A 22,914-nucleotide genomic window follows, 5' to 3' on the forward strand; every position below is an offset into this window, starting at 1 on the left:
GCGGGCATTCGGTTCGGTCGGGCCGTGATGATACCGAATGCGCGCCGTCCGGCGCGTGTCATGCTCCCGCCACAGCACAACGGCCCGGCATCAGCCGGGCCGTGTTCGGTTCGCGCCGCCGGCACTTCGGCCGGCGCGCTCGCGCGTCGTGCGACTGCGCGGGGATCGACCGGTTACTGCTTGACGAAGCGCGAATCGGTCCAGAGACCCTGCTGGTCGCTGTTGTCGGCGCTGACGAACTGCACGTCGCCCTGGTCGACCGACACCACGCGGAAGCGCTGGCCTTCCGGCACCGACAGGCAGCGGTAGTCGTCGAAGTACTGCTGCTTCGCCTGCGACTTGCCGTCACGCTCGTGATTCAGTACGGAATCCAGATTGTCTTTCGACAGGCAGCCCCAGGCGTTCTTCGTCAACTGGATTTCCTGCTTCGGCTTGACGGCCGAATCGCCGCCGGCCTGGGCAATCGACACCGCGCAAAATGCGCCGACAAGGGCAAAAAGGATACCGGTACGCTTCATCATGTTCTGTCTCCAGGCTGCGGACACCAGGCTTGGGTTAGCTATGCGTTTAAAGATGATCGTGAACCCGCGTTTTTCACTTTAGAAGACCGGTAAACGATAGCAAGCACATTTGTTGTGCGACCGCAATAGCGGCGGATTGTCGCACCCCGTGCGCAGCCCGTTTTTCACGCGGCGCGCGCGGCGCGCAAAACCTGTTGCGTGGTGGACAGACCCTTCATGCCGGGCGAGAAGCGTTATCCGGCAAGGCTTTCATCCAAGTTACAGTGTGACGGTTGAACGGTTTGGATAATCCATTTCGTCATCCGGATCATTTTGATGCGCCGCACATAAAGTCATTCGAAACGATTCGACTTTACCGCAGCGCGGAATCGCAAATACCTGATACAAGAAAAATGCCAGGTATAAGCGAATCCGTATTTATCCGTAGTTCCCCGAATGTATTCGATGCCGGCAGAAGCCCCGCCGCAAGCGCCCTTCGCCAGCGTGTTTACCCTGCCTTATTCGGGCTGGTTTGCTGGCGCTCGAAATAATCGCGCTGAAAAATGCACATCCGATAAGCGTTGTGATACGCGCCGTTTCCGAAAAATTCTTCCTTCAATTCGGCTTCGTGCTGGAATCCGCATTTCTCGTACACGTGAATCGCCGCCGCATTCGACGTATCGACGATCAGGTACAGCTTGCGCATGTTCAGCACCTTGAATGCGTACTCGATCGCGAGACGCGTCGCCTGGCCTGCATAGCCGCGCCCCTGGCATTGCGGCGCGATGATGATCTGGAACTCGCCGCGGCGATGGATGTAGTCGAGCTCGATCAGCTCGACGAGGCCGACCAGTTCGCCTTGCGAATCGACCGTGACGAACCGGCGTTCGCGCTGGTCGTGCACGTGGCGGTCGTACAGCTGCGACAGTTCCGAGAAGGTTTCGTACGGCTCCTCGAACCAGTAGCGCATGATCTTCGCGTCGTTGTTCAGCTCGTGGACGAAGCGCAGGTCCTGGCGCTCCAGCGGCCGCAGCGCGAGCGTGTTGGTATCGTTCTGGAGTTGCATGTTCATGTCCTTTTTGATGCCGGCGCACGTGCGGTACGCCCGCGCGGCACGGCCGCGTTCGGGCCCGTTTCGCACTGTAAGAAATTGAACGCGGGCGAGGTTCAGAGCCTAGAATGGGAGCAAGGGTTCCTGCCACCGCAAGGAGGCTATCGTGATCGAGCAAGTCATACTCGGAATATTCCTCGTGCTGCCGCTCGTTATTGTCGCGGCGCTGTTTTCCGACGAACTGTGGCAGGAACACCGGCGCCAGCATCCGCGCGACGAAGACGCACCGCATATCGACTGGAAGCATCCGTGGCGCCGCGTGCGACGCGGTCATTGAGCCGGTTCGTCCTCGATTCGCAGCACGCGCCGGCCGGCCATCCCGGGCCGGGTAACACGCGGTGCGCGACCCTTCCGCTTCGATCCCATTCCCGCCCAACCCGCGAGACGCCAACGTGAACGACAAGCCTGCTGCCCCTGCTCACGATATCCCTCACGAAACGATCGACCTGCAGATCGCCGATGTGCTGGCAGCCGTCCGCTACCCGGCGAACAAGGATGCAATCGTCGACGCCGCACGCGACGCCGGCGCCAGCAACGAGGTGCTGTCGATGCTCGACGGCCTGCCCGAACAGGACTACGCGGACGTCAATGCCGTCACGCAGTGGGTCGCCGGCAACTTCGGCCCGGGGCTCGGCATTTGAGCGGATGCCAATAACGCGATAGGATCGGGCCGCACCGGTCGCGCCGCGATCGGGAGGCGTGCCGCCCGGCGCAAGAACGGGCGTTCGGGCACGCGTGTCCGGGGGACTCCATGGAAGGCATCCTGATCCAGCACACGTCGCGACGTCAGCTCTGGTTCGGCGCGCTGACGGCGCTCGTCATCCTGCTTGCGCTCGGGATCGCCGTGCCGCACGCGAACGTCACGCTGCCGGCCGTCGAACCGTTCATGCCGATGTGTGCGCTCACCGTGTTCACGACTGCGAGCATCGCCGCGTTCTTCCTCGGCGCGCAGTTCACCGTGACGCGCCAGCCCGTGCTCGGCGCGCTCGGCGGCGCCTATGCGTTCACCGCGCTCGCCGTCGCGCTGCAGCTGCTCACCTTTCCCGGCGTGTTCGCGCCGCATGGCCTGCTCGGCGCGCGCCCGCAAAGCGCTGCGTGGATGTGGGTCTTCTGGCATGCCGGCTTCCCGTGCTTCGTGATGGCCGCGCTGTTCGCCCGCGAGCGGCTGACGCGCGCACCGGTCGGCGAGAAAGAGACGCGCCGCTGGACGGTCGCGCTCGTCGGCGGGCCGGCCGTCGCGGCCGCGCTCCTGTGCGCGCTCGCACTGAACGTATCGCTGCCGCCCGCGTTCCATCCGCCCGGCGACACGGCCGTACTGCCCGTCAACGGCATCGCGCTCGTCGTGTGGATCCTCAATGCGCTCGCGCTCGTCGCGGTGCTCGTCACGGGCCGGCTGCGCACGACCCTCGACCTGTGGCTGGCGATCGCGGTGCTCGCGTGCCTCACCGACACGACGCTGAACCTTCTGACGACGAACCGCTACACGGTCGGCTGGTATGTCGCGCGCGTGTTCAGCATGTTCACGCCCGGCGTGCTCGTGTGCGTGCTCGCGTGGGAAGTGACGATGCTGTACCAGCAGCTGTTCGAGGCGCATGCGACGCTGATCCGCTCTTCCGCGCGCGACGGGCTGACCGGTGCATTCAACCGCAGCCACTTCAACGACCATTTCCACATGCTGTTCCTGCAGGCGCGGCGGCAGGGCGAACCGCTGTCGCTGCTGATGGTCGACGTCGATCACTTCAAGGCCTACAACGACACGTTCGGTCACGTGAAAGGCGATGCGTGCCTGATCGCGGTTGCGAATGCGCTCGCCGGTGCGGTACGGCGGCCGGCGGATATCGTCGCGCGCTATGGTGGCGAGGAGTTTGCGATCGTGTTGCCGAACACGGGTGCGCGCGGTGCGCGGGTGGTGGCCGACGAAGCGCGCGAAGCCGTGCTGCGGCTCGACCTCGAGATGCCCGACTCGCCGGCCGGGCGCGTGAGCGTCAGCGTCGGTTGCGCGACCGTGTCGGCCGACGATCTGTCGACGCCCGATGCATTGATCGAAGCCGCCGACGCCGCGCTGTATCGTGCGAAGGATACGGGGCGCAACAGGGTCGTCACCACCTGAAAACGTCTGCTGTTTGGCTAATTGTTACGGTCATTGTGACCGGAATAATCCGCCGTTACGGATTGCGCAACAGGGAAACGATCGCTTACAGCCGGTGTTGGTGGCGCTCGCTATGCTGGGTTTCATATCGAACCCAAGCAGGTGAGCGCCATGAAGAAAGCCCTTTTGCTGATTGCCGGTGTCGCCGTGTTGCTGAGCGGCTGTATCGTGGTGCCTGACGGCGGCGGATATTACGGTGGTGGCGGGTATTACCATCACCGGCATTGGGATTGACGCGAGTGAAGATTGCGGCGCTACGATCGCGTAAAGGTCGATGCGCCGTTGTCGTCGTGAAGGGTCCGGATGCGTCGATCGCCTTGTTTTTCCCAACGCGATCGAGGCGCCGGACCGAAGCCCGATCAGGCCGCCCCGGCCAGATCCGCGTGCATCAGGAACACCTGTAGCGCGGCGAGCGTTTCGCCGTGAAGCCGCTCCAGACGCGCATCCTTTTTCCCGTCCTTGACCAGATCGCCCCTGGCATCCCGCTTGTACGGCTCACCCAGCAGTTCGGCCATGTCGAACGGGTAGTACGTGCGATCCCCGTAGGGCCGCTTGCCGTCGATGTACGGCATCGGCCAGAAATCCCCTTCGCTCAGCACGTCGTCGATTGCGTCCGCATCGACGGTCCGCCAGTTGGCGCCCCGCAACACGGCGAGATGCGCAGCGCGAAATTCGAATCGGCCCGACGCATCGACACCACTCCCCTTGAAAGCGAACAGCTTGCGCAGCGCGGGCGGGATCGTGTATTGCCCGGGCGCCAGCGTGCCCGCCGTCGCGACAAACACGGGCACGAGGTGTCCGAGTTCGGCGAGCGTACGAATGGCGAGTGCGTCGTCATCGGTCCTGAGTGCGGCCTTGGCCAGTGCAATCGTCGGCCCTTCGCCGGTCAACGGATGCATCGGATCGATGCCCGGCGCGCCGGATTCGACCGGCATCCACATCACACGTAACCGCTTCAGCAACGCGACGTGGCGTGAGGTCAGATCGGGGAGGGATGCGCCATCGGCAAAGACTGCACGGATGATCGCGTTGCGGTCGGCAGGCCGTGACGGCACGGGCGCGCTCGACGCGGCGCGTGCGGCCAGCATCGGCAGCGCAGCGAGGGTGGCAACGAAATGTCGGCGGGACAGGGGCATGGGTGGGGAGCGTTCGGTGAGGCAAGCGACAGAGGTACAGAGGTTGCCAGAAAAGGCTGCCGACCTTAAGCGCCTGCTCACTTCCCGATACAAAACCTGCTGAAAATCACCCCCAGCAGATCATCCGAAGTGAACTCCCCGGTAATCGAATTGAGTTGCTCCTGCGCGAGCCGCAATTCCTCGGCAAACAGATCGAGCGACTGAGCGCGCTGCTCCGCATGATCCGCCGCCTGCGCGAGATGTTCCTGCGCGGCCCGCAGCGCGATCAGATGCCGCTCGCGCGCGAGATACACGCCTTCGGCTCCCGCCTGCCACCCCGCAATCCGCAACAGCTCGGCACGCAGCATGTCGATCCCGTCGCCGCGCTTCGCCGACAGATGCACCTCGGTCAGATCGCCCTCCGCCGCCGGATGCTCGACGCACGCCGGCACACCGGTCAGATCCGTCTTGTTCAGCACGCGCACCACCGGCACGCCGCCGGGAAACCGCGCCGCGATCACTACGTCATCGGGCGTCATCCCCGTACGCGAATCGAGCAGATGCAGCACGACGTCCGCGCGCTCGATCTCGCTCCACGTGCGCGCAATGCCGATCCGCTCGACCTCATCCTCGGTCTCACGCAGCCCGGCCGTATCGATGATGTGAAGCGGAATTCCTTCGACCTGGATCGTCTGCGCGACCTTGTCGCGCGTCGTCCCCGCGATCGGCGTGACGATCGCCAGCTCCGCGCCGGCCAGCGCGTTCAGCAGCGACGACTTGCCGACGTTCGGCTGCCCCGCGAGCACGACCGACAGCCCTTCACGCAGCAGCGCACCCTGCCGCGCATCGCCGAGCACGTGCGCGAGCTGCGCGCGGATCTTCGCGAGCTTGCCGCGCGCGTCGGCCGCCTCGAGGAAGTCGATCTCCTCTTCCGGAAAATCGAGCGTCGCCTCGACCAGCATCCGCAGCGTGATCACGTCGTCGACGAGCGCATGGATCTGCCGCGAGAACGCGCCGTCGAGCGAGCGCCCGGCCGAGCGCGCCGCGGCCTCGGTGCTCGCCTCGATCAGGTCGGCAACGGCTTCGGCCTGCGCGAGGTCGAGCTTGTCGTTCAGGAACGCACGCCGCGTGAATTCGCCGGGCTCCGCGAGCCGCAGCCCGAAACCGCGCCCCGCATCCAGGCAACGCTGCAGCAGCAGTTGCATCACGATCGGTCCGCCATGCCCCTGCAGCTCGAGCACGTGCTCGCCGGTGTACGAGTGCGGCGCCGGGAAATACAGCGCGATCCCGCGGTCGAGCGGCGCGCCGTGCTCGTCGAGGAACGGCACGTAGCTCGCATGACGCGGTGCAAGCTTCTGCCCGCACAACGCTTCGATCAGCGGCAGCGCGGCCGCCTCGCCGCCGCGCCCGAACGATACACGGACGACGCCGATGCCCCCCCGGCCGGCAGCGGTGGCAATGGCGACGATCGGATCGGAATCGGTAGCAAGCATGGGAATCGGATGAATCGGGTGATCGGTGAATATGGTGCGCCCGCGCAACAGTTCGGGCATCGGAACGCCGGCATTGTAGCGTGCCGGCACACACGCCATCGGTCGCCACGACAGATTCGGACGCGCCCGAATTTATCCCGCTGGGGATAAGCCAAGTATCAGTCGTGCGCAATGTCGCAGCCACCGTTTCGGACGAGTATGCCTGCTGGAGCGGCCCAACGCTGCGGCCCCAAATTCCGCTCCACGCCCTGATCGAGATTGGGATTCGTCTGAACGAGATACGTTTATCCCGAATGGTTGTCTGATACGTGGCGGTGGAATTGCACAATCTCCCCCATGCCGACATCCGAAGAAAAAGCCGCGTTCTCGGAACGCCTGAAATTCGCCCTGCGGCGCAGCCCGGAGAAGGTCACCGGTGCGACTGAGCTGGCGAACCGTTTCAATTTGCGCCACCGCGGAACGCATCCCGTTTCGCCGCAAACCGCGCACAAATGGCTGACGGGCCGCACGATTCCGACGTCGGACAAACTCGCCACGCTCGCCGAATGGCTGCGCGTCGAACTCCACTGGCTGCATTACGGCCCGTCGCCGAGCGTGATCGAACACCCGACGCCGCAACCGCTGCCGCGCGACGAGCGCTATCCGCCGACGCCCGAGACGATCGAGCTCGCGTCGAAGATCGAAGCGTTGTCGCCGCATCATCGCTACCTCGTGCAGGAACTGGTCGAGCAGTTCTACGGCGACTCGGGCGACTCGAAGAAGGGCTGAACCCGCACCGGAACCGCAAAAGCAAAAAGCCGCATGGTCACGAACCATGCGGCCTTTTTTTCGTGCGTCGCGGGCGGCTGGCCGCCCACGACTGCAACGGGCGTCAGGCAGGCTTCTTCTTGCCGCCGCCGAGCTTGCGCGTGATGTAGTACTGCTGCGCGATCGACAGCACGTTGTTCACGACGTAGTACAGCACGAGGCCGGCCGGGAAGAAAAAGAACATCACCGAGAACGCGATCGGCATGAACTTCATCATCTTCGCCTGGACGGGGTCCGGCGGCGTCGGGTTCAGGCTCGTCTGCACGAACATCGACACGGCCATCAGCACCGGCAGGATGAAGAACGGATCGCGCTGCGACAGGTCGTGAATCCACAGAATCCACGGCGCGCCGCGCATTTCGACCGAAGCGAGCAGCACCCAGTACAGCGAGATGAACACCGGGATCTGGATCACGACCGGCAGGCAGCCGCCGAACGGATTGACCTTCTCGGTCTTGTACAGCTCCATCAGCGCGGCGTTCATCTTCTGCGGATCGCTCTTGAAGCGTTCGCGCAGCGCCTGCATGCGCGGCGTGATTTCCTTCATCCGCGCCATCGACTTGTAGCTTGCAGCCGACAGCGGGAAGAACACGGCCTTGATCAGGACCGTCAGCAGCACGATCGCCCAGCCCCAGTTACCGACGAAGCCGTGGATCTTCTCGAGCAGCCAGAACAGCGGCTTCGCGATGATCGTCACCCAGCCGTAGTCCTTCACGAGCTCCAGGCCCGGCGCGATGCCTTCGAGCATGCGCTCTTCTTCCGGACCGGCGAACAGGCGTGCCTGCACGTCGGCCGACTGGCCCGGCGCAATCGCGGCGACCGGCTGCTTCACGCCGACGCGGTACAGCGTCGGATCGATCTTCTCGGCGTAGATGTCGCGCTTCACGCCCTGCTGCGGAATCCAGGCCGACGCGAAGTAGTGCTGCACCATCGCGACCCAGCCGTTGTCGGCGGAGTTCACGAAGTCGGCCTTGTTCTTGTCGAGGTCACTGAAGTTGATCTTCTGGAAGTGCTTCGCGTCCGTGTAGACCGCCGGCCCGAGGAACGTGTGCGAGAACATCGGCGTTTCGACGGCCGTGTTGTCGCGCACCAGTTCCATGTAGACCGTCGGCATGACAGGCGCCGTGCCGACGTTGTCGATCTTGGTGTCGACGCCGATCACGTAGCTGCCGCGCGTGAACGTGTAGGTCTTCACGACCTTCACGCCGCCCTTCACCGGCGATTCGAACGACAGCTTCAGCGTGTTCTGGTCACCCGTCATCGACGTCGAGCCCGCGTTCAGCTGCGTGTAGACGTCGTTGTGGTTCGGGAAATCGCCGCCGAGCAGGCCCGTGCGTGCGAGATACGTGTGGCCGGCCGTGTGGTCGAACAGCGTGATGTACAGGTCGGGCTGCTTGCCGTCGCCCTGCTTCTTCAGCGTCAGCTTCGCGAGCGTGCCGCCGCGCGTGTCGATTTCGCCGTCATAGACGTCGGTCGAGAACTTCACGAGCTGCGCCTGGGCGGCCGGTGCCGTCGTCGACGGTGCGGCGCCGGCTGCGGCAGCAGGCACTTCACCTGCGGTCGTCGTCGTCGCGCCCGTGCCCGATGCACCGCCGGCAGCGGCCGCGGGGGTCGTCTGCGTGGCGCTCGGGAAGAACATCGACGGGCGTCCATGGGACCGCTGCCAGTTGTCGTACAGCATGACAGCTGACATGAAGAAGATCACCCATAGGACGGTGCGTTTGATATCCATGCGTTGTCTCAGAGTCGATGGGACCGCGCGTCGGCTTCGCCGCTAGCGCGAGTGTCGGAGTTGGGCGGCGGGACGAGGTCGATGCCGCCCGCGGAAAACGGATGGCATCGGCACACGCGCCTGACGGCGAGATACGTGCCGCGCGCGGCGCCATGATACTGGATTGCCTCGCGCGCGTAATCCGAACAGGAAGGATAAAAACGGCAACGGTTGCCGAGCATCGGGCTCACGGCAACCTTGTAGAAGCGCAGCAAGGCGATCAATACCGTTTCCATACCTTGGGCGGCGCCGTACGACGCCGCGTCAAAACCGGCCGGGCAGGCGCGAACGCCGCACCAGGCACGGATGCGTCACTCGGACGCGGGCTTCGACGCCCGGCGGGCGATTTCCCGGACTGCCCTGTCGAGCAGTTCGCGGATCTCGGCCGCGCACATCGCCGCGAGCGGGGCGGAAGCCGCGCTCGGCAGCGCTTTCTTGTCGAAGCGCGTGTGCTGCCGCAGCAGCAGGTCGTAACCGGCGAATTCGGCCCGGCGCAGGCGAAACTGATCGCGCGCCAGCCGCTTCACGAGGTTACGTGTTACTGCACGCGGCGCATACTTCTTGCCGACGACGAGCCCCAGACGCGCGGGCTGACCGGTCGGCTTGCCGTAAATCACGAAGTGCGCGGAGCGCCGCCAGGGACGCAAACGAAAAACGGATGAAAATTCATCCGTTTTCAGAAGTCGCGCAGCTTTCGGGAAGGCGGCTTTCGTCTGCGACGGATTCGCACCCGGCTCGACGGTACCTTCCGCAGGACTGCGGACGGCGGACACAGCGCGCAACCTGCCTTAGATGGCCAGGCGCTTGCGGCCCTTCGCGCGGCGAGCGTTGATGACCTTGCGGCCACCTGCCGTCTTCATGCGGACACGGAAGCCATGGGTGCGCTTGCGGCGCGTCACGGACGGTTGGTAAGTACGTTTCATGATGTTCTCACTTGTTCGAGAATGTCGAAATTCAGGGGACCGCGTGCCCTTACCGGAGGCATTCGGGCGAACGCAATCGCCGGGAATACAGGATTGGTTTTCGCGGAACCCGCTATTTAAACCGTTTTTCTCTTGACGGTCAATACTTTAGGAGTCGATCGCCTGTGCACGCCCCGAGTGATCCGGCCCCGCGCCCCACAAAGCCAGCCTGTGGATAAGTCCCGCTGTGGCCGCGTTTGGCGGTAGAATCTCGCCTTATCTCCAAGAATCCCGCACGCCGCTTCGGCCCGCGCCTGCCCCTCCAACACTGTGATGCAGGCGTCCGAAGCACGCTCGCACGACCGCTTCGGGCCTTGTTGCGCTACCGCGACAAGGGCGCCGGCGAGCCGCGCTGTGCACGCAAAAAACGACAGTTACTTGATGAACGATTTCTGGCAACACTGTTCCGCACTGCTGGAGCGCGAGCTGACGCCCCAGCAGTACGTGACGTGGATCAAACCCTTGGCCCCGGTGGCCTTCGATGCGTCGGCGAACACGCTGTCCATCGCCGCGCCGAACCGCTTCAAGCTGGACTGGGTCAAGAGCCAGTTTTCGGGACGGATCTCCGATCTGGCCCGAGATTTCTGGAATGCGCCGATCGAAGTCCAGTTCGTCCTCGATCCCAAGGCGGGTATGCGCAGCGCCGCGACCGGTGCAGCGCCGGCCGCCCCGCGCACGCCGCTGGCCCCGAGCGGCCCGGCCGCGACGGTCGCCGCGATCGCCGCCAACCTCGCCGCGAATGCCGCGGGTGCGCCCGCCGCGCCGGCCGACGTGCCGATGACGCCGTCGGCCGCCGCCGCGCATCACCTGAACGCCGACGACGCCGACATCGACCTGCCGAGCCTGCCCGCGCACGAAGCGGCCGCCGGCCGCCGCACGTGGCGCCCGGGTCCCGGTGCGGCCCCGGCGGGCGGCGAAGCCGATTCGATGTACGAACGTTCGAAGCTGAACCCCGTGCTCACGTTCGACAACTTCGTGACCGGCAAGGCGAACCAGCTCGCGCGCGCCGCCGCGATCCAGGTCGCGGACAACCCGGGCATCTCGTACAACCCGCTGTTCCTGTACGGCGGCGTCGGCCTCGGCAAGACCCACCTGATCCACGCGATCGGCAACCAGCTGCTGCTCGACAAGGCCGGCGCGCGGATCCGCTACATCCATGCGGAACAGTACGTGTCCGACGTGGTGAAGGCGTACCAGCGCAAGGCGTTCGACGACTTCAAGCGCTACTACCATTCGCTCGACCTGCTGCTGATCGACGATATTCAGTTCTTCTCCGGCAAGTCGCGCACGCAAGAGGAATTCTTCTACGCGTTCGAGGCGCTGGTCGCGAACAAGGCGCAGGTGATCATCACCAGCGACACGTATCCGAAGGAAATCTCGGGTATCGACGATCGCCTGATCTCGCGCTTCGACTCCGGCCTCACCGTCGCGATCGAGCCGCCCGAGCTGGAAATGCGCGTCGCGATCCTGATGCGCAAGGCGCAGTCGGAAGGCGTGAACCTGTCGGAAGACGTCGCGTTCTTCGTCGCGAAGCACCTGCGCTCGAACGTGCGCGAACTCGAAGGCGCGCTGCGCAAGATCCTCGCGTATTCGAAGTTCCACGGCCGCGAGATCTCGATCGAGCTGACCAAGGAAGCGCTGAAGGACCTGCTGACCGTGCAGAACCGGCAGATTTCGGTCGAGAACATCCAGAAGACCGTCGCCGACTTCTACAACATCAAGGTCGCCGACATGTATTCGAAGAAGCGCCCCGCGAACATTGCGCGGCCGCGGCAGATCGCGATGTATCTCGCGAAGGAACTCACGCAGAAGAGCCTGCCGGAAATCGGCGAGCTGTTCGGCGGGCGCGATCACACCACCGTGCTGCACGCGGTGCGCAAGATCGCCGACGAGCGCAGCAAGGACGCGCAGCTCAACCACGAGCTGCACGTGCTGGAACAGACGCTGAAGGGCTGAGCGCGCGGCGCGCTTGATAATTCGGCCTCCGCCCCAATTTAAGGGGGGCGGTTCGGTTTTGAGGCACAATACTGGTTTGACCGCCCCGGTGGTGGCGGGCCAAGAGCCCGGCCGGCGGGGCGCTGCGAGGCTGCTGCGCTGCAGGCCGTTACTCAACGAAGGAACTCTATGCAACTGGTCAAGACCGAACGAGACACCCTCCTCAGGCCGCTGCAAACGGTCAGCGGCATCGTCGAACGCCGCCATACGTTGCCGATCCTTGCCAACCTGCTGATCACCAAGAACGGCCCGGACGTTTCGTTCCTGTCGACCGACCTGGAGCTGCAGATCACCACGCGCGCCGATTTCGGCGTCGGCGGCGACCAGATCGCGACCACTGTCGCGGCGCGCAAGCTGCTCGACATCCTGCGCGCGATGCCTGACGGCCAGGTCACGCTGTCGCTCGCCGACAAGCGCCTCACCGTTCAATCGGGCAAGAGCCGTTTCGCACTGCAGACGCTGGCGGCCGACGAGTTCCCGACCGTCGCGCAGGCGAAGGATTTCGGCGCGACCCTGACCGTCCCGCAGAAGTCGTTCCGCCAGCTGCTCGGCATGGTGCACTTCGCGATGGCGCAGCAGGACATCCGCTACTACCTGAACGGCATGCTGCTCGTCGTCGACGGCGACCAGCTGATGGCCGTGGCCACCGACGGCCACCGCCTCGCGTTCTCGTCGATGAAGCTCGAAGGCGGCACGTTCGGCCGCCAGGAAGTCATCGTGCCGCGCAAGACGATTCTCGAGCTGCAGCGCCTGCTCGAAGACATCGACGACACCGTCACCATCGACATCGCGCAAACCCAGGCCAAGTTCACGTTCGGCCAGGTCGAGCTCGTGTCGAAACTCGTCGAGGGCAAGTTCCCCGACTTCCAGCGCGTGATCCCGAAGGCGCACAAGAACACGTTCGAGATCGGCCGTGAAGAACTGCAGCGTTCGCTGCAGCGCGCGGCGATCCTGACCTCGGACAAGTTCAAGGGCGTACGCTGCATCATCGCGCCGGGCCAGTTGAAGATCATGTCGACCAACGCCGATCAGGAAGAGGCGCAGGAAGAACTGGAAATCGCCTACCAGGGCGACACCGTCGACATCGGCTTCAACGTCACGTATCTGCTCGACGTGCTCGCGAACCTGAAGGTCGACACCGTGCAGGTGAGCCTCGGCGACGCCAGCTCGAGCGCGCTGATCACCGTGCCCGAGAACGAAGAGTTCAAGTATGTCGTGATGCCGATGCGCATCTGACGCGCGCGACATCAAGACACACACCAGGGGGCGGCAAGCCCCTTTGGCGTTTTTATGGCGAACCGACAACCCGTCCTTTCGGTGCCTGACCGGCACCGTGGACGAGCCAGGAAACTGGAGCGGCCCGGCGATTTCTCGCTGAAACGCACCGCGCCGCCACTAGAGTGGCCTCGCAGAACCGGAAGATATCCATGAGTGAACAGCACAATTCGCAACCCGATAACAGCAGCTACGGCGCCTCGTCGATCCAGATCCTCGAAGGTCTGGAAGCGGTGCGCAAGCGCCCCGGGATGTACATCGGCGACACGTCGGACGGCACCGGTCTGCACCACCTCGTGTTCGAGGTGCTCGACAACTCGATCGACGAAGCGCTGGCCGGGTACTGCAACGACATCCACGTGACGATTCACGCCGACAACTCGATTTCCGTGACCGACAACGGCCGCGGGATTCCGACCGACGTGAAGATGAACGACAAGCACGAGCCGAAGCGTAGCGCGGCTGAAATCGTGATGACGGAGCTGCACGCCGGCGGCAAGTTCGACCAGAACAGCTACAAGGTGTCGGGCGGCCTGCACGGCGTGGGCGTGTCGTGCGTGAACGCGCTGTCGAGCTGGCTGCGCCTCACCGTGCGCCGCGGCGGCAAGAAGCGTTTCATGGAGTTCCACCGCGGCGTCGCGCAGGATCGCGTGCTCGAGATGGTGGACGGCGTGGAAGTGTCGCCGATGCTCGTGACGGGTGACACCGAGAACCGCGGCACCGAAGTGCACTTCATGGCCGATCCGACCATTTTCGGCACGGTCGAGTATCACTACGACATCCTCGCGAAGCGGATGCGTGAACTCTCGTTCCTGAACAACGGCGTGCGGATTCGCCTCACGGACCTGCGTTCGGGCAAGGAAGACGATTTCGCGTTCGCCGGCGGTGTGAAGGGCTTCGTCGAGTACATCAACAAGACGAAGACCAACCTGCACCCGACGGTGTTCTTCGCCAACGGCGAGAAGGATGGCGTGGGCGTCGAAGTCGCGATGCAGTGGAACGACAGCTACAACGAAAACGTGCTGTGCTTCACGAACAACATTCCGCAGCGCGACGGCGGCACGCACCTGACCGGCCTGCGGGCCGCGATGACGCGCGTCATCAACAAGTACATCACCGATAACGAGATCGCGAAGAAGGCGAAGGTCGAGACGACCGGCGACGACATGCGCGAAGGGCTGTCGTGCGTGCTTTCCGTGAAGGTGCCGGAGCCGAAGTTCAGCTCGCAGACGAAGGACAAGCTGGTTTCTTCCGAGGTTCGTGCGCCGGTTGAAGAGGTTGTGGCGAAGGCGCTGGAAGAGTTCCTGCTCGAAACGCCGATCGACGCGAAGATCATCTGCGGGAAGATTGTTGAAGCTGCTCGGGCGCGTGATGCTGCTCGGAAGGCGCGCGAGATGACGCGCCGCAAGGGCGTGCTCGACGGCGTCGGCCTGCCGGGCAAGCTCGCGGACTGCCAGGAGAAAGACCCGGCGAAGTGCGAAATCTACATCGTCGAGGGCGACTCCGCAGGTGGCTCGGCGAAGCAAGGGCGTGATCGCAAGTTCCAGGCGATCCTGCCGCTGCGCGGCAAGGTGCTGAACGTCGAGAAGGCGCGTTACGACAAGCTGCTGTCGTCGGAACAGATCGTCACGCTCGTGACCGCGCTTGGGTGCGGGATCGGCAAGGAAGACTACAACCTCGATAAGCTGCGCTACCACCGCATCATCATCATGACCGACGCGGACGTGGACGGTGCGCACATCCGCACGCTGCTGCTCACGTTCCTCTATCGCCAGATGCCGGACATGATCGAGCGCGGGTACGTGTATATCGCGCAGCCGCCGCTTTACAAGATCAAAGCGGGCAAGGACGAGCGGTATCTGAAGGATGACGTGGAGCTGAACGCGCATATGCTGCGGTTGGCGCTGCAGGGGTCGGAGCTGGTGCCGGGTGAGAATGCTGCTGCGATTTCGGGTGATGCGCTTGGGGAGCTGGCGCGGTCGTACCTGCTGTCGAAGAGCGTGATCGAGCGGTTGAGCCGGTTGTATGACCCGGCCGCGCTGGAAGCCGTTATGGATGGGGTGGTGATCGACCTCTCCACTGAGGCTTCGACTGAGGCTTCGGCGAAGGCTCTTCACGCTGCTTTGCATGATGAAGCGCTGAAGAACGAAGTGCGTGTCGTGCCTTCGTATGACCCGGTTCGCGAACAGCGGTCGCTGCACGTCGAACGTACGCATCACGGCAACGTGCGGGTTTCAGTCATCGACCAGGAATTCCAGCACACGGCGGATTATCAGCAGCTCGTGACCACCGCGAATACGTTCAAGGGGCTCATCGGGGAAGGTGCGGTCATCAAGCGTGGTGAGCGCAGTATGGCTGTCGCGGACTTCAAGAGCGCGATGAAGTGGCTGCTGGCGGATGCGGAGCGGAACGTCTCCAAACAACGCTATAAGGGGCTCGGCGAGATGAACCCCGGGCAGCTGTGGGAAACGACGATGGATCCGACGGTGCGGCGTCTGTTGCGTGTGCAGATCGAGGATGCGATTGCGGCGGATGGGATCTTTACTACCCTCATGGGGGATGATGTCGAGCCGCGGCGGGCGTTTATCGAGTCGAATGCGTTGCGGGCGGGGAATATTGACGTTTAACGCATTACGGTAGTGTTAGCGACACAGAAACAAAAAAGGCTCCAAGGAGCCTTTTTTGCATTGTGGGTCACCAACGTCTTATTCTCGGTCATATCAAGAACTGCAAACCGCAAAAAACGTGAAGGCACGCCCAGCCAGAGGCGAACAAGCCACCACAATTTAAGTTTCCGGTTGCTGGTCCGGTCCGAGGACATGGTGCGACGCCGGGAATGCGATTGTCATGAAGTAGTTGCTCACGTCACGCGCGATATGCTCCTGCGTTTCCTCACGAGGCTGACACTTGTCAGCCCAAGCACGGCCAGGGTGCAGGACGTCCCAACGGGGACGAAGCCCTTTGTATCGACCACTGCCTGGATCATGGTTCCCAAACCCATCGATGGACGAATTCCAGAGCGGCGCGAATTTCGCGATCAGTAGCGACTCACCGAGCGGAATCCAAATGTCGTCGACAACAAGGAAGCGGCAGTAAAAATCCTTGATATCCAAGTTGGACGCCAAAGTGACGCTTTCCGCATGTTCGCGCAAGCGATCGTAGAGTGAGCGGCTTTGGACTTCACCGACCCCACCGCCTTTCCGAGCGCCCCTTGGGATAGCCTTGCCAACGTAGATTGGCACCTGAAACATCCCATTTCGATTTCGCTCGGCCAAGGGTGTGTATGGTTCGAAATCTCCCGTGTAATAAATGGCATAAATCCCAACGCCAAAAAACTGCTTCAGCTCGTCCAATCGCTGAGGCCGCTGTTCGAGCATCGCCTCGGCAACGCTGGCGCCAAGATTCTTCTTGTCGAGCGGATTGAACGGAATGATGTGGCCATTTAGATTCCTCACGCGGCCCCTCGCACGTTGGCGCGTTGCTGGGCAAGCTGATCAAGCTGAACCAACGCTAGCTTCTCGGCCACGCTGCGAGCGACCACGTGCCCCAAGGCGACGGGCACCGCATTGCCAAGTTGACGCATGGTTTCCGTCCACGAGCCGTGAAAAACGAAACCGTCAGGAAAAGTCTGAACACGCGCGGATTCTCGAATCGAAAAATAGCGCACGGACCCATCCGTGTTAACCAACATGTTTTCTCCACCCGGGACACCATGATCTCCGGCCTTCAACGTCTTGGCGGGTAAATCGAGCGGACTGCCGGTGTGGCCAGGATAGACGCGCGCACCCGGCTGAAATCGGTGATCCGAATAATTGTTCGCCGTCCGCGACTGCGGGTTGGGAAGTCCGGCGATCGCGTCGCGAACCGTACGCCAAGGCAATTCATCGGCAAACGGTAACGAGCTCGCCAGCCGGCGCACGCGCGATTCCACAGTGCTCGGCATGGTCGGGCGACTGCGTCGGGCAACACCGTGGCGCTCCCAGTATTCGCCAGATACCCATTGGTCATGCAGCAAGCGATCGTAGCTATGAGTCTGACGGGGAAAGCTCCAATCGACGCCGAGATCCGAGCGGAAACCAACAATGAATACGCGCTCGCGCTTTTGCGGAACACCATAGTCGGCTGCGTTGACCAATGTCGGGACGACGTTATAGGTCAGCCTCTTGCCTTTTTGTCGGCCGCTCGTCCGCTCAACTTGGAGACGCAGCAAGTGATCAAACCAATCCTCATTCCGGCGAGCTGGAACCTCGGGAAACTCCAACTGCAAAAGAATGTATTGGTAGTAGTTCGCGAACGTCGATCGGGTAAGCCCCTTCACGTTCTCGACAATGAAAGCCTTTGGGCGCAACCGGCGGACAATGTCGACTGTCGCTGGAAACATATCTCGCGTGTCGTCGTGCGCCTGATGCTTGCCACCCATTGAAAACGGTTGGCACGGCGGGCCGCCAGCCAACAAGTCGATTTCCTCGTTCTCGAGGCTCGACCAATCAAATTTTCGAACGTCACCCTCATGAATCGGCCAATCCGATACGAGGGGGAAACCACGTCGCTTGTTCTCGCGAATCGTGTCGCAAGCCCACTTATCCCATTCCACAACCGCCAACGACTTGAACCCCGCGAGGCTAACGCCCATCGCGAGGCCGCCGGCGCCTGCATAAAGCTCAACAGCTTTCATCAATTGCTCTCCGTGTCGTCCAAGAAGGCCTTGATGCGCGGCATCAGGGCTGCCTCGTCCTTCACTTCACATTCCCAAACGATCATTACTTTCCAGCCAAGCTCGGCAAGCCGCTGTTCCACCTCTTTGTCCCGCACCGCGTTCGCATCGAGCTTTGGGCGCCAAAATTCCAGTCGCGTCTTCGGCAAGCGCGCCAACCGACATCCCTCATGTCGATGCCAGAAGCAACCGTGGATAAAAATTACCTTGAGCCTCTTAACGAACACCATGTCGGGTCGACCCGGCAGTTCCGCCCGATGAAGCCGGTATCGATACCCCGCCCGGTAAACTAGGCGCCGGACGATAAGCTCCGGTTTCGTATTCTTGCCCTTGATGCGCGACATGCGCTCGCTACGCTCAGTTGGAGTCAGACTGTCCAAGGCGGACCTCCACGCATAGCTGCCACAGCGATTGTAACGTTTCGCGAAAGCCGACAGGGTAGAAGTTGCGTCTCGCTACGACAGACCGCACACCGACAATGGTTACTTGCGTCGCGCTCGCCCAAGTGACCTTACCCCCTTCGAGTACACCACTCGTAAGTTAGTGGGCTCGCCGGTTTTCGGTTGATGCGATTGCCGCGATTGGTCCGGCGCCAGTTGCCTCAAGGCACCATGCCGACGCACCGGAGTTGCAGTCCGTGCGCCACGCTTCGATTCGTCTGCGTGCATCGCCGAGACCGACGAGCGGGCACTAGTTCAAACATTTTTCACAGTGCCCGTAGATGATGCTTTCGATGTGTGAATTTCCCCAGCCTTATAGGGACGACCTGACGACCGACGTCGGGCTCGTGCATCCATAAATCGAACGCCTTTCTGACGAACTCCGGTCGGTTGCCGACCTATCCCATCTCCCCGAGATAGTTTCTCCAGAGCACGCAAGACGTGAATGCCCACAGGCAACAATCCAACTCAGTGCGTAGGCGCTCCGGCTTCCGCACATCAACAACGGTAAACATCCAAATAAGAGATTGCCCACCCACGCGAGCGGGCTCCTCTCAGCGCACACCCAAAATGACCACTTCGAACACACCGAAATACAGTCACAAATTCCGCCTCACAGCGACTCCATTGTTCGATCTATTCCGAACACGACCTTTAATATAACTTGCAGCCTAAATTTAAGCGCAACAGCATCATTAGGCGACTGAGCGTATCGATCAAATTCAAGCAAATCGTAACTAGCAGACGTAATATCTTCCTCCGCTCGCTTTCGATTATCGATTCGACGCTTATCAAAAGACAAGAGCTTTCTTCTTGTAATTTTGTCTAGCCAATTTTCGTTCCTCGCCAAACGGAAAAGATGAAAATACAGCATCACCATCCCAATCGATCGTAACAAGGGATCGTTATCAACGAATATATTTGCCATTTCCTCAACCGTCTTGCGCGCCGCCGTATACCCCGCAAGCTTCTTTACACGACTTTCATTCTCATGCTCGAGCGCAAAGCGATCCAGATATGCTTTTTTAGTATCAGATACCACCCCCCTCTGCTCATTATATATAAATTTTACAGCCAAATCAAAGTGACGGTATCTTTTATTATTAAATGGCAGCTTCTGTACAAAGAATGGTTCTGCGCAAAGGTCACGAGTATTTTTTGGCACGGGCCCTGGCCGGGCATTGCGCTTCTCAGCAGCACTTAAAGGTACAGCCTCATTAAGGCGAGAAAACATTTCCTCAATAAGATCCTGTTCCTCGGTTTCAATTGCTATTACATTTAACGTAAAATTATCAAAATCCGTCTTTAAATCCGGGTGATTTTGAGCCAAATCCCCATACGTCATCCCATTAGCCTTAATCGTCGGATCTGCATAGTATTCAAAGTCATCAGAAAGTTCGATTTTTCCAGCGATAAACGACCAAAGGGTTTCTAGTCGCTGCCGACCATCAACAATTGCATAGTCGTACGTGACACCTTTAATTATTTTGGAACGAGGAAATTTATGAAGATAAATTTTCGGCATATCGAAACCATTAAGAACGGTATCGATCAATAAACGCCTCTTATCCATGCTCCATATTTCACCACTTCTCTGGTAATCTGGATTCACTTGAATGCGCTCACGCATTCTGTAGAGATTCCACACGCTTGAGGCGCGGAGCTCTGATAGCTCAAACTGGCTCATTCAAGAAACTCCCGTTTAATCAATGCCGCGATTTCGTCCAAATCCGGGAATATTGTCAACGACGTAAATCCCAAATATATCAATTCTTTGCGTAGCGAATCCTTATCCTCTTTCGGAATCACGTATCGCCAAACATGCTTCTCATCGCCTAGTAACTCAAGCGGTTTATACACCGCGTGATTTACTGTGAAGGCACCAATCTGAGCCGCCATTCGCTTGCTTGAACGCGGCCCAACAGCTGCCACAGGGTCCATCGGTGCACGAGGATCAATCTTGCTAGGCAAATAATTTCCCAGGGCCGCATCGTTGAATGATGGCAGCTCCAGCTCGTATGCAAACTTCACATTGGCTTGCCGATTTAGCGCGATTGGATCGAGACACCAAAACGCTCCGTCCTCGTCATCATTTTTCGACGTTGCGAAATAAAGCGCGACCAATGGACTCTCCGTCCAGTCGAGAAGTCGCGTTGGTACTCGATGGTGTTGCATTAGCCATTGCCAACCCCATTCATCAGCAGGCGGGGAAACCAATAGTTGTGTAGCATTTTGCATGAACCGCTTCGCAATAGCGCCCTCTTTCGGCAAATGGATGCCTCCATCACGTGCCAAAGAAGGCGTCAAACCCCATTGGGCCCGCGTTTGACCTCGATACCACACGATATCGCCGTCAGGCACATGGTCTCGAAGACCGCGCAACAGATCCGCAACGGTCCTAATTTTTCTTTCTTTATGACGCATATCATCCTTGATATAACCGAGGTGTTAAATTATATAATTTTATAAAAATCACCTCAATCCAGATTAATCAAGACAATTCATATTTTATGCAACACGCATTGAATTGTAAATCTCAACACATCAAAAATCAAAAAACATCAAATCAATTTCTCGAAGATCGCAACTAAATTTGCACACTTCACGTCGCATCCTGTTTTACAAAAAACATTAAAACCAGAATAATAACATCACGCAATTTCGAATATTTTCAACGAACAGCGTTAACGTGATGTTGCAAGTCCGTTACCGACACAATCGAGTAAGCGCTTGTTCATTCAAAACTCTCTAGCGGATTGCTCCGAATATGTATACCAGCAATCGCTGTCTCTGCTTATGACCTTATGTCATTCTCTCGAGCTTCGCTGCTCATGCTCACTGCGGTTGGAGGTGGCGGCGAGATAGAGTAACCTTATGCGATTATCTCAGAAATGTAAGATATGGTGCCCTTCGATCCTCTCGCGGTAGAAAATGTCGGCGTTACTCTCGCCGTTGAGCTACTAGAGCAGCCTCTCCTGCCGCTCCCTCCGAAGACATCATTCACCGGAGCCGGAGTCTATGCCCTTTACTACACGGGCAATCACTCTGCCTATGCCGATTTGCTCACTCTAGACGGTGCTGGTGGCACACGCTATCCGGTTTACATTGGAAAGGCGGTGCGTGAGAACGCGAAGCAGGGTTTCAACCCAAGGCCCACAACCAGAGCTAAGATCTGGGAACGACTTGGTCAACATGCGGAATCGATTCGCGCGATTCAGGATGCGGGGAATGATCTAGATCTCCGGTTAGAGGATTTTCGTTGCCGTCACCTTGTACTGAACGATGCGTATATTACTCTTGCCGAATCAGTTCTAATCACTACTTTTCGTCCTGCTTGGAACGGTATGGGTTTTGGGAGTAAGGTTGTGGGCGGCGAGCGTATGACAAGTCGTCCTTCGCTTTGGGATTCACTCCATCCGGGGCGCGGCGGACGACCAGCAGGCACTGCGGAACGTGGTCAACTAGCCCAGGATAAAATTAAAGAAAGCATCCACAAGCTCTCTGCAGGATCCAATGATCCACGTATAGCAAAGATGCTGGAGAAGATTAGGCGATTCCTGTGAGGTCTTTGCATGCGTTCTGCTCGGACTGACTACTGCGTTGTGCTGCTCCAGCCGAGTTAGTTTGAGTGCAGTCATCGTTTGATGGGAAGCGGCCACTCTAAGATCACCAAGACCGATGGCTACTTCCCGAATGATGAGGCCGCGATCAAACTGCTCTAGCTGGCGCAGCCCAATGTGCTAGCCAACACGATGCGGGCCGCCTTCGACTGGAAATCATCCATGAACCAGTTTGCTATCCTTTTCGGCGAGCGATTCACGCAAGCGCGCGAATAACTTGTTGCTCAACCGCCTCGTCCACGAAAATGCGGACAGGTTCAAGGCATGTGATGGACCACGACTCCTCCGTACCTAGGCCGTTTGGCCACCCCCCGAATTTTCCATATTTCGAGATACCCAGTTAGGTAGACTCAAATGGCGTCACCGCAAAAAGCGCGGGCCGCATGGGCTGCCACCCATACGACCCGCTGACCACAACCAACTCACACTAGGAGTCGGAAATGGCTAATGCCAATCATAAGTCACGCCCCGTCGTAACGGAACGCTTCGTCAAGATTCAAGAGTCAGCACGCCATCACTCCTTGTCTAGGGTCCTCCGTGCCATCAGAGCACACCGAAAACTGAACACGACGTATTACCCGTGGATCAAATTGGCGGGAGTATGGCTTGAGGAGGCTGGATTCGAGGCAGGAGAACGCGTCCGGATTAATGTCGAGCACAAGCGACTCATCATCACGCCGATGTGATCGGCGCGTTGCCGACGGTAGGCGTCGCACGTCACTATCCGCACGTAGGCTCGGTGCCCGATACTCAGCACCGTTAGTAACTGTGACAAGCGACGATCGTTCTGAAACTGCAGCGGGCCGCTCACTCAGGTCCGTGCAGTGTAGCTATTCGGCACGAGATGTGATCTATGCCGGGCACACCACACATTTCCGCCGCACCAATGCAAAAACCCCCGCCTTTCGGGCGGGGGTTTCTGGCTTAGGGAGCCTGACGATTACCTACTTTCACACGGGAAT

General features: G+C 60.3%; 23 protein-coding genes and 1 pseudogene. 11 read left to right on the forward strand and 13 right to left on the reverse strand.

Annotated features, from left to right (window positions below):
* Nucleotides 1–173: 173 nt before the first annotated feature.
* Complete coding sequence (gene sap1 / locus BLA15945_RS33290) at nucleotides 174–521, reverse strand: surface attachment protein Sap1 (RefSeq protein WP_059232871.1); 348 nt, start codon at nucleotides 519–521, stop codon at nucleotides 174–176.
* Between the two features lie 487 nt (nucleotides 522–1,008).
* Nucleotides 1,009–1,566: a spermidine N1-acetyltransferase gene (speG, locus tag BLA15945_RS33295; RefSeq protein WP_059236565.1), complete on the reverse strand. Its 558-nt coding sequence runs from the start codon at nucleotides 1,564–1,566 to the stop codon at nucleotides 1,009–1,011.
* Between the two features lie 151 nt (nucleotides 1,567–1,717).
* Here speG and BLA15945_RS33300 point away from each other — a divergent pair, with 151 nt between their 5' ends.
* From BLA15945_RS33300 to BLA15945_RS37905, 4 genes are all read left to right on the forward strand, one after another.
* Entirely contained in the window at nucleotides 1,718–1,888 is a 171-nt protein-coding gene (locus BLA15945_RS33300) for a hypothetical protein (protein WP_174994352.1), read from the forward strand.
* Between the two features lie 115 nt (nucleotides 1,889–2,003).
* Nucleotides 2,004–2,252: a DUF2795 domain-containing protein gene (locus tag BLA15945_RS33305; protein ID WP_059232870.1), complete on the forward strand. Its 249-nt coding sequence runs from the start codon at nucleotides 2,004–2,006 to the stop codon at nucleotides 2,250–2,252.
* A gap of 110 nt (nucleotides 2,253–2,362) precedes the next feature.
* Nucleotides 2,363–3,721, forward strand: coding sequence for a sensor domain-containing diguanylate cyclase (locus BLA15945_RS33310; protein WP_059232869.1), 1,359 nt, complete (start codon nucleotides 2,363–2,365; stop codon nucleotides 3,719–3,721).
* A 150-nt stretch (nucleotides 3,722–3,871) separates the two neighbouring features.
* Nucleotides 3,872–3,994 (forward strand): hypothetical protein, encoded by a 123-nt coding sequence (locus BLA15945_RS37905; RefSeq protein ID WP_256085370.1) that lies wholly within the window; start codon nucleotides 3,872–3,874, stop codon nucleotides 3,992–3,994.
* 125 nt (nucleotides 3,995–4,119) lie between these two features.
* Here BLA15945_RS37905 and BLA15945_RS33315 read toward each other — a convergent pair whose 3' ends face one another.
* Both BLA15945_RS33315 and mnmE read right to left on the reverse strand, forming a co-directional pair.
* Nucleotides 4,120–4,848 (reverse strand): hypothetical protein, encoded by a 729-nt coding sequence (locus tag BLA15945_RS33315; RefSeq protein WP_233464353.1) that lies wholly within the window; start codon nucleotides 4,846–4,848, stop codon nucleotides 4,120–4,122.
* Nucleotides 4,849–4,973: 125 nt separating this feature from the next.
* Nucleotides 4,974–6,368 carry a tRNA uridine-5-carboxymethylaminomethyl(34) synthesis GTPase MnmE gene (gene mnmE / locus BLA15945_RS33320; RefSeq protein ID WP_059236563.1) on the reverse strand — a complete coding sequence of 465 codons (1,395 nt, stop codon included), beginning with the start codon at nucleotides 6,366–6,368 and terminating at the stop codon, nucleotides 4,974–4,976.
* 336 nt (nucleotides 6,369–6,704) lie between these two features.
* On the opposite strand from mnmE, the gene BLA15945_RS33325 reads away from it, so the two are divergent.
* Nucleotides 6,705–7,136 carry a transcriptional regulator gene (locus BLA15945_RS33325; RefSeq protein WP_059232867.1) on the forward strand — a complete coding sequence of 144 codons (432 nt, stop codon included), beginning with the start codon at nucleotides 6,705–6,707 and terminating at the stop codon, nucleotides 7,134–7,136.
* A gap of 103 nt (nucleotides 7,137–7,239) precedes the next feature.
* Here BLA15945_RS33325 and yidC read toward each other — a convergent pair whose 3' ends face one another.
* The 4 genes from yidC to rpmH all read right to left on the reverse strand — a co-directional run bounded on the left by yidC (nucleotide 7,240) and on the right by rpmH (nucleotide 9,869).
* On the reverse strand, nucleotides 7,240–8,907 hold the full coding sequence (gene yidC / locus BLA15945_RS33330; RefSeq protein WP_174994353.1) for a membrane protein insertase YidC: 1,668 nt from the start codon (nucleotides 8,905–8,907) through the stop codon (nucleotides 7,240–7,242).
* Nucleotides 8,908–8,915: 8 nt separating this feature from the next.
* Entirely contained in the window at nucleotides 8,916–9,182 is a 267-nt protein-coding gene (gene yidD / locus BLA15945_RS33335; RefSeq protein ID WP_059232865.1) for a membrane protein insertion efficiency factor YidD, read from the reverse strand.
* A 75-nt stretch (nucleotides 9,183–9,257) separates the two neighbouring features.
* Complete coding sequence (gene rnpA, locus BLA15945_RS33340; RefSeq protein WP_059232864.1) at nucleotides 9,258–9,719, reverse strand: ribonuclease P protein component; 462 nt, start codon at nucleotides 9,717–9,719, stop codon at nucleotides 9,258–9,260.
* A 15-nt stretch (nucleotides 9,720–9,734) separates the two neighbouring features.
* A complete protein-coding gene (rpmH, locus tag BLA15945_RS33345; protein ID WP_004198824.1) occupies nucleotides 9,735–9,869 on the reverse strand; it encodes a 50S ribosomal protein L34 in 135 nt (44 codons plus the stop codon).
* Between the two features lie 420 nt (nucleotides 9,870–10,289).
* Here rpmH and dnaA point away from each other — a divergent pair, with 420 nt between their 5' ends.
* The 3 genes from dnaA to gyrB all read left to right on the forward strand — a co-directional run bounded on the left by dnaA (nucleotide 10,290) and on the right by gyrB (nucleotide 15,805).
* Nucleotides 10,290–11,864, forward strand: a complete 1,575-nt coding sequence (dnaA, locus tag BLA15945_RS33350; protein WP_217468177.1) for a chromosomal replication initiator protein DnaA — start codon at nucleotides 10,290–10,292, stop codon at nucleotides 11,862–11,864.
* 168 nt (nucleotides 11,865–12,032) lie between these two features.
* Entirely contained in the window at nucleotides 12,033–13,139 is a 1,107-nt protein-coding gene (gene dnaN, locus BLA15945_RS33355; protein ID WP_059232862.1) for a DNA polymerase III subunit beta, read from the forward strand.
* A 191-nt stretch (nucleotides 13,140–13,330) separates the two neighbouring features.
* Nucleotides 13,331–15,805 carry a DNA topoisomerase (ATP-hydrolyzing) subunit B gene (gene gyrB / locus BLA15945_RS33360; protein WP_174994363.1) on the forward strand — a complete coding sequence of 825 codons (2,475 nt, stop codon included), beginning with the start codon at nucleotides 13,331–13,333 and terminating at the stop codon, nucleotides 15,803–15,805.
* 159 nt (nucleotides 15,806–15,964) lie between these two features.
* Here the strand turns inward: gyrB and BLA15945_RS33365 are convergent, their stop codons facing one another.
* From BLA15945_RS33365 to BLA15945_RS33385, 5 genes are all read right to left on the reverse strand, one after another.
* On the reverse strand, nucleotides 15,965–16,633 hold the full coding sequence (locus tag BLA15945_RS33365) for an Eco29kI family restriction endonuclease (protein WP_174994355.1): 669 nt from the start codon (nucleotides 16,631–16,633) through the stop codon (nucleotides 15,965–15,967).
* Entirely contained in the window at nucleotides 16,630–17,853 is a 1,224-nt protein-coding gene (locus BLA15945_RS33370; protein ID WP_174994356.1) for a DNA cytosine methyltransferase, read from the reverse strand. Before BLA15945_RS33370 ends, BLA15945_RS33365 begins: the two co-directional genes overlap by 4 nt.
* Nucleotides 17,853–18,272 carry a very short patch repair endonuclease gene (locus tag BLA15945_RS33375; protein WP_174994357.1) on the reverse strand — a complete coding sequence of 140 codons (420 nt, stop codon included), beginning with the start codon at nucleotides 18,270–18,272 and terminating at the stop codon, nucleotides 17,853–17,855. The genes BLA15945_RS33370 and BLA15945_RS33375 overlap by 1 nt, the downstream gene beginning before the upstream one ends.
* A 673-nt stretch (nucleotides 18,273–18,945) precedes the next feature.
* Nucleotides 18,946–20,019, reverse strand: coding sequence for a DUF262 domain-containing protein (locus BLA15945_RS33380; RefSeq protein WP_174994358.1), 1,074 nt, complete (start codon nucleotides 20,017–20,019; stop codon nucleotides 18,946–18,948).
* The gene (locus BLA15945_RS33385; RefSeq protein ID WP_174994359.1) at nucleotides 20,016–20,756 is read right to left on the reverse strand and encodes an FRG domain-containing protein; all 741 of its coding nucleotides are present in this window, start codon (nucleotides 20,754–20,756) and stop codon (nucleotides 20,016–20,018) included. Before BLA15945_RS33385 ends, BLA15945_RS33380 begins: the two co-directional genes overlap by 4 nt.
* A 476-nt stretch (nucleotides 20,757–21,232) precedes the next feature.
* On the opposite strand from BLA15945_RS33385, the gene BLA15945_RS33390 reads away from it, so the two are divergent.
* From BLA15945_RS33390 to BLA15945_RS33400, 3 genes and pseudogenes are all read left to right on the forward strand, one after another.
* On the forward strand, nucleotides 21,233–21,895 hold the full coding sequence (locus tag BLA15945_RS33390; protein WP_174994360.1) for an Eco29kI family restriction endonuclease: 663 nt from the start codon (nucleotides 21,233–21,235) through the stop codon (nucleotides 21,893–21,895).
* Nucleotides 21,896–21,994: 99 nt separating this feature from the next.
* Nucleotides 21,995–22,168: pseudogene (locus tag BLA15945_RS33395) on the forward strand (IS256 family transposase); the annotation flags it as partial.
* A gap of 224 nt (nucleotides 22,169–22,392) precedes the next feature.
* Entirely contained in the window at nucleotides 22,393–22,638 is a 246-nt protein-coding gene (locus BLA15945_RS33400; protein ID WP_174994361.1) for a SymE family type I addiction module toxin, read from the forward strand.
* Nucleotides 22,639–22,914: the final 276 nt, after the last annotated feature.

This window comes from Burkholderia arboris, from assembly GCF_902499125.1.
Taxonomy (GTDB): domain Bacteria; phylum Pseudomonadota; class Gammaproteobacteria; order Burkholderiales; family Burkholderiaceae; genus Burkholderia; species Burkholderia arboris.

Excerpts from the sequence above, each read along its gene's own strand:
- sap1 (WP_059232871.1), bottom strand. The coding sequence starts at position 521 with ATGATGAAGCGTACCGGTATCCTTTTTGCCCTTGTCGGCGCATTTTGC.
- speG (WP_059236565.1), bottom strand. The coding sequence starts at position 1,566 with ATGCAACTCCAGAACGATACCAACACGCTCGCGCTGCGGCCGCTGGAG.
- BLA15945_RS33310 (WP_059232869.1), top strand. The coding sequence starts at position 2,363 with ATGGAAGGCATCCTGATCCAGCACACGTCGCGACGTCAGCTCTGGTTC.
- BLA15945_RS37905 (WP_256085370.1), top strand. The coding sequence starts at position 3,872 with ATGAAGAAAGCCCTTTTGCTGATTGCCGGTGTCGCCGTGTTGCTGAGC.
- BLA15945_RS33315 (WP_233464353.1), bottom strand. The coding sequence starts at position 4,848 with ATGCTGGCCGCACGCGCCGCGTCGAGCGCGCCCGTGCCGTCACGGCCT.
- mnmE (WP_059236563.1), bottom strand. The coding sequence starts at position 6,368 with ATGCTTGCTACCGATTCCGATCCGATCGTCGCCATTGCCACCGCTGCC.
- BLA15945_RS33325 (WP_059232867.1), top strand. The coding sequence starts at position 6,705 with ATGCCGACATCCGAAGAAAAAGCCGCGTTCTCGGAACGCCTGAAATTC.
- yidC (WP_174994353.1), bottom strand. The coding sequence starts at position 8,907 with ATGGATATCAAACGCACCGTCCTATGGGTGATCTTCTTCATGTCAGCT.
- yidD (WP_059232865.1), bottom strand. The coding sequence starts at position 9,182 with ATGGAAACGGTATTGATCGCCTTGCTGCGCTTCTACAAGGTTGCCGTG.
- rpmH (WP_004198824.1), bottom strand. The coding sequence starts at position 9,869 with ATGAAACGTACTTACCAACCGTCCGTGACGCGCCGCAAGCGCACCCAT.
- dnaA (WP_217468177.1), top strand. The coding sequence starts at position 10,290 with ATGAACGATTTCTGGCAACACTGTTCCGCACTGCTGGAGCGCGAGCTG.
- dnaN (WP_059232862.1), top strand. The coding sequence starts at position 12,033 with ATGCAACTGGTCAAGACCGAACGAGACACCCTCCTCAGGCCGCTGCAA.
- gyrB (WP_174994363.1), top strand. The coding sequence starts at position 13,331 with ATGAGTGAACAGCACAATTCGCAACCCGATAACAGCAGCTACGGCGCC.
- BLA15945_RS33370 (WP_174994356.1), bottom strand. The coding sequence starts at position 17,853 with ATGAAAGCTGTTGAGCTTTATGCAGGCGCCGGCGGCCTCGCGATGGGC.
- BLA15945_RS33380 (WP_174994358.1), bottom strand. The coding sequence starts at position 20,019 with ATGAGCCAGTTTGAGCTATCAGAGCTCCGCGCCTCAAGCGTGTGGAAT.
- BLA15945_RS33385 (WP_174994359.1), bottom strand. The coding sequence starts at position 20,756 with ATGCGTCATAAAGAAAGAAAAATTAGGACCGTTGCGGATCTGTTGCGC.
- BLA15945_RS33390 (WP_174994360.1), top strand. The coding sequence starts at position 21,233 with ATGGTGCCCTTCGATCCTCTCGCGGTAGAAAATGTCGGCGTTACTCTC.
- BLA15945_RS33400 (WP_174994361.1), top strand. The coding sequence starts at position 22,393 with ATGGCTAATGCCAATCATAAGTCACGCCCCGTCGTAACGGAACGCTTC.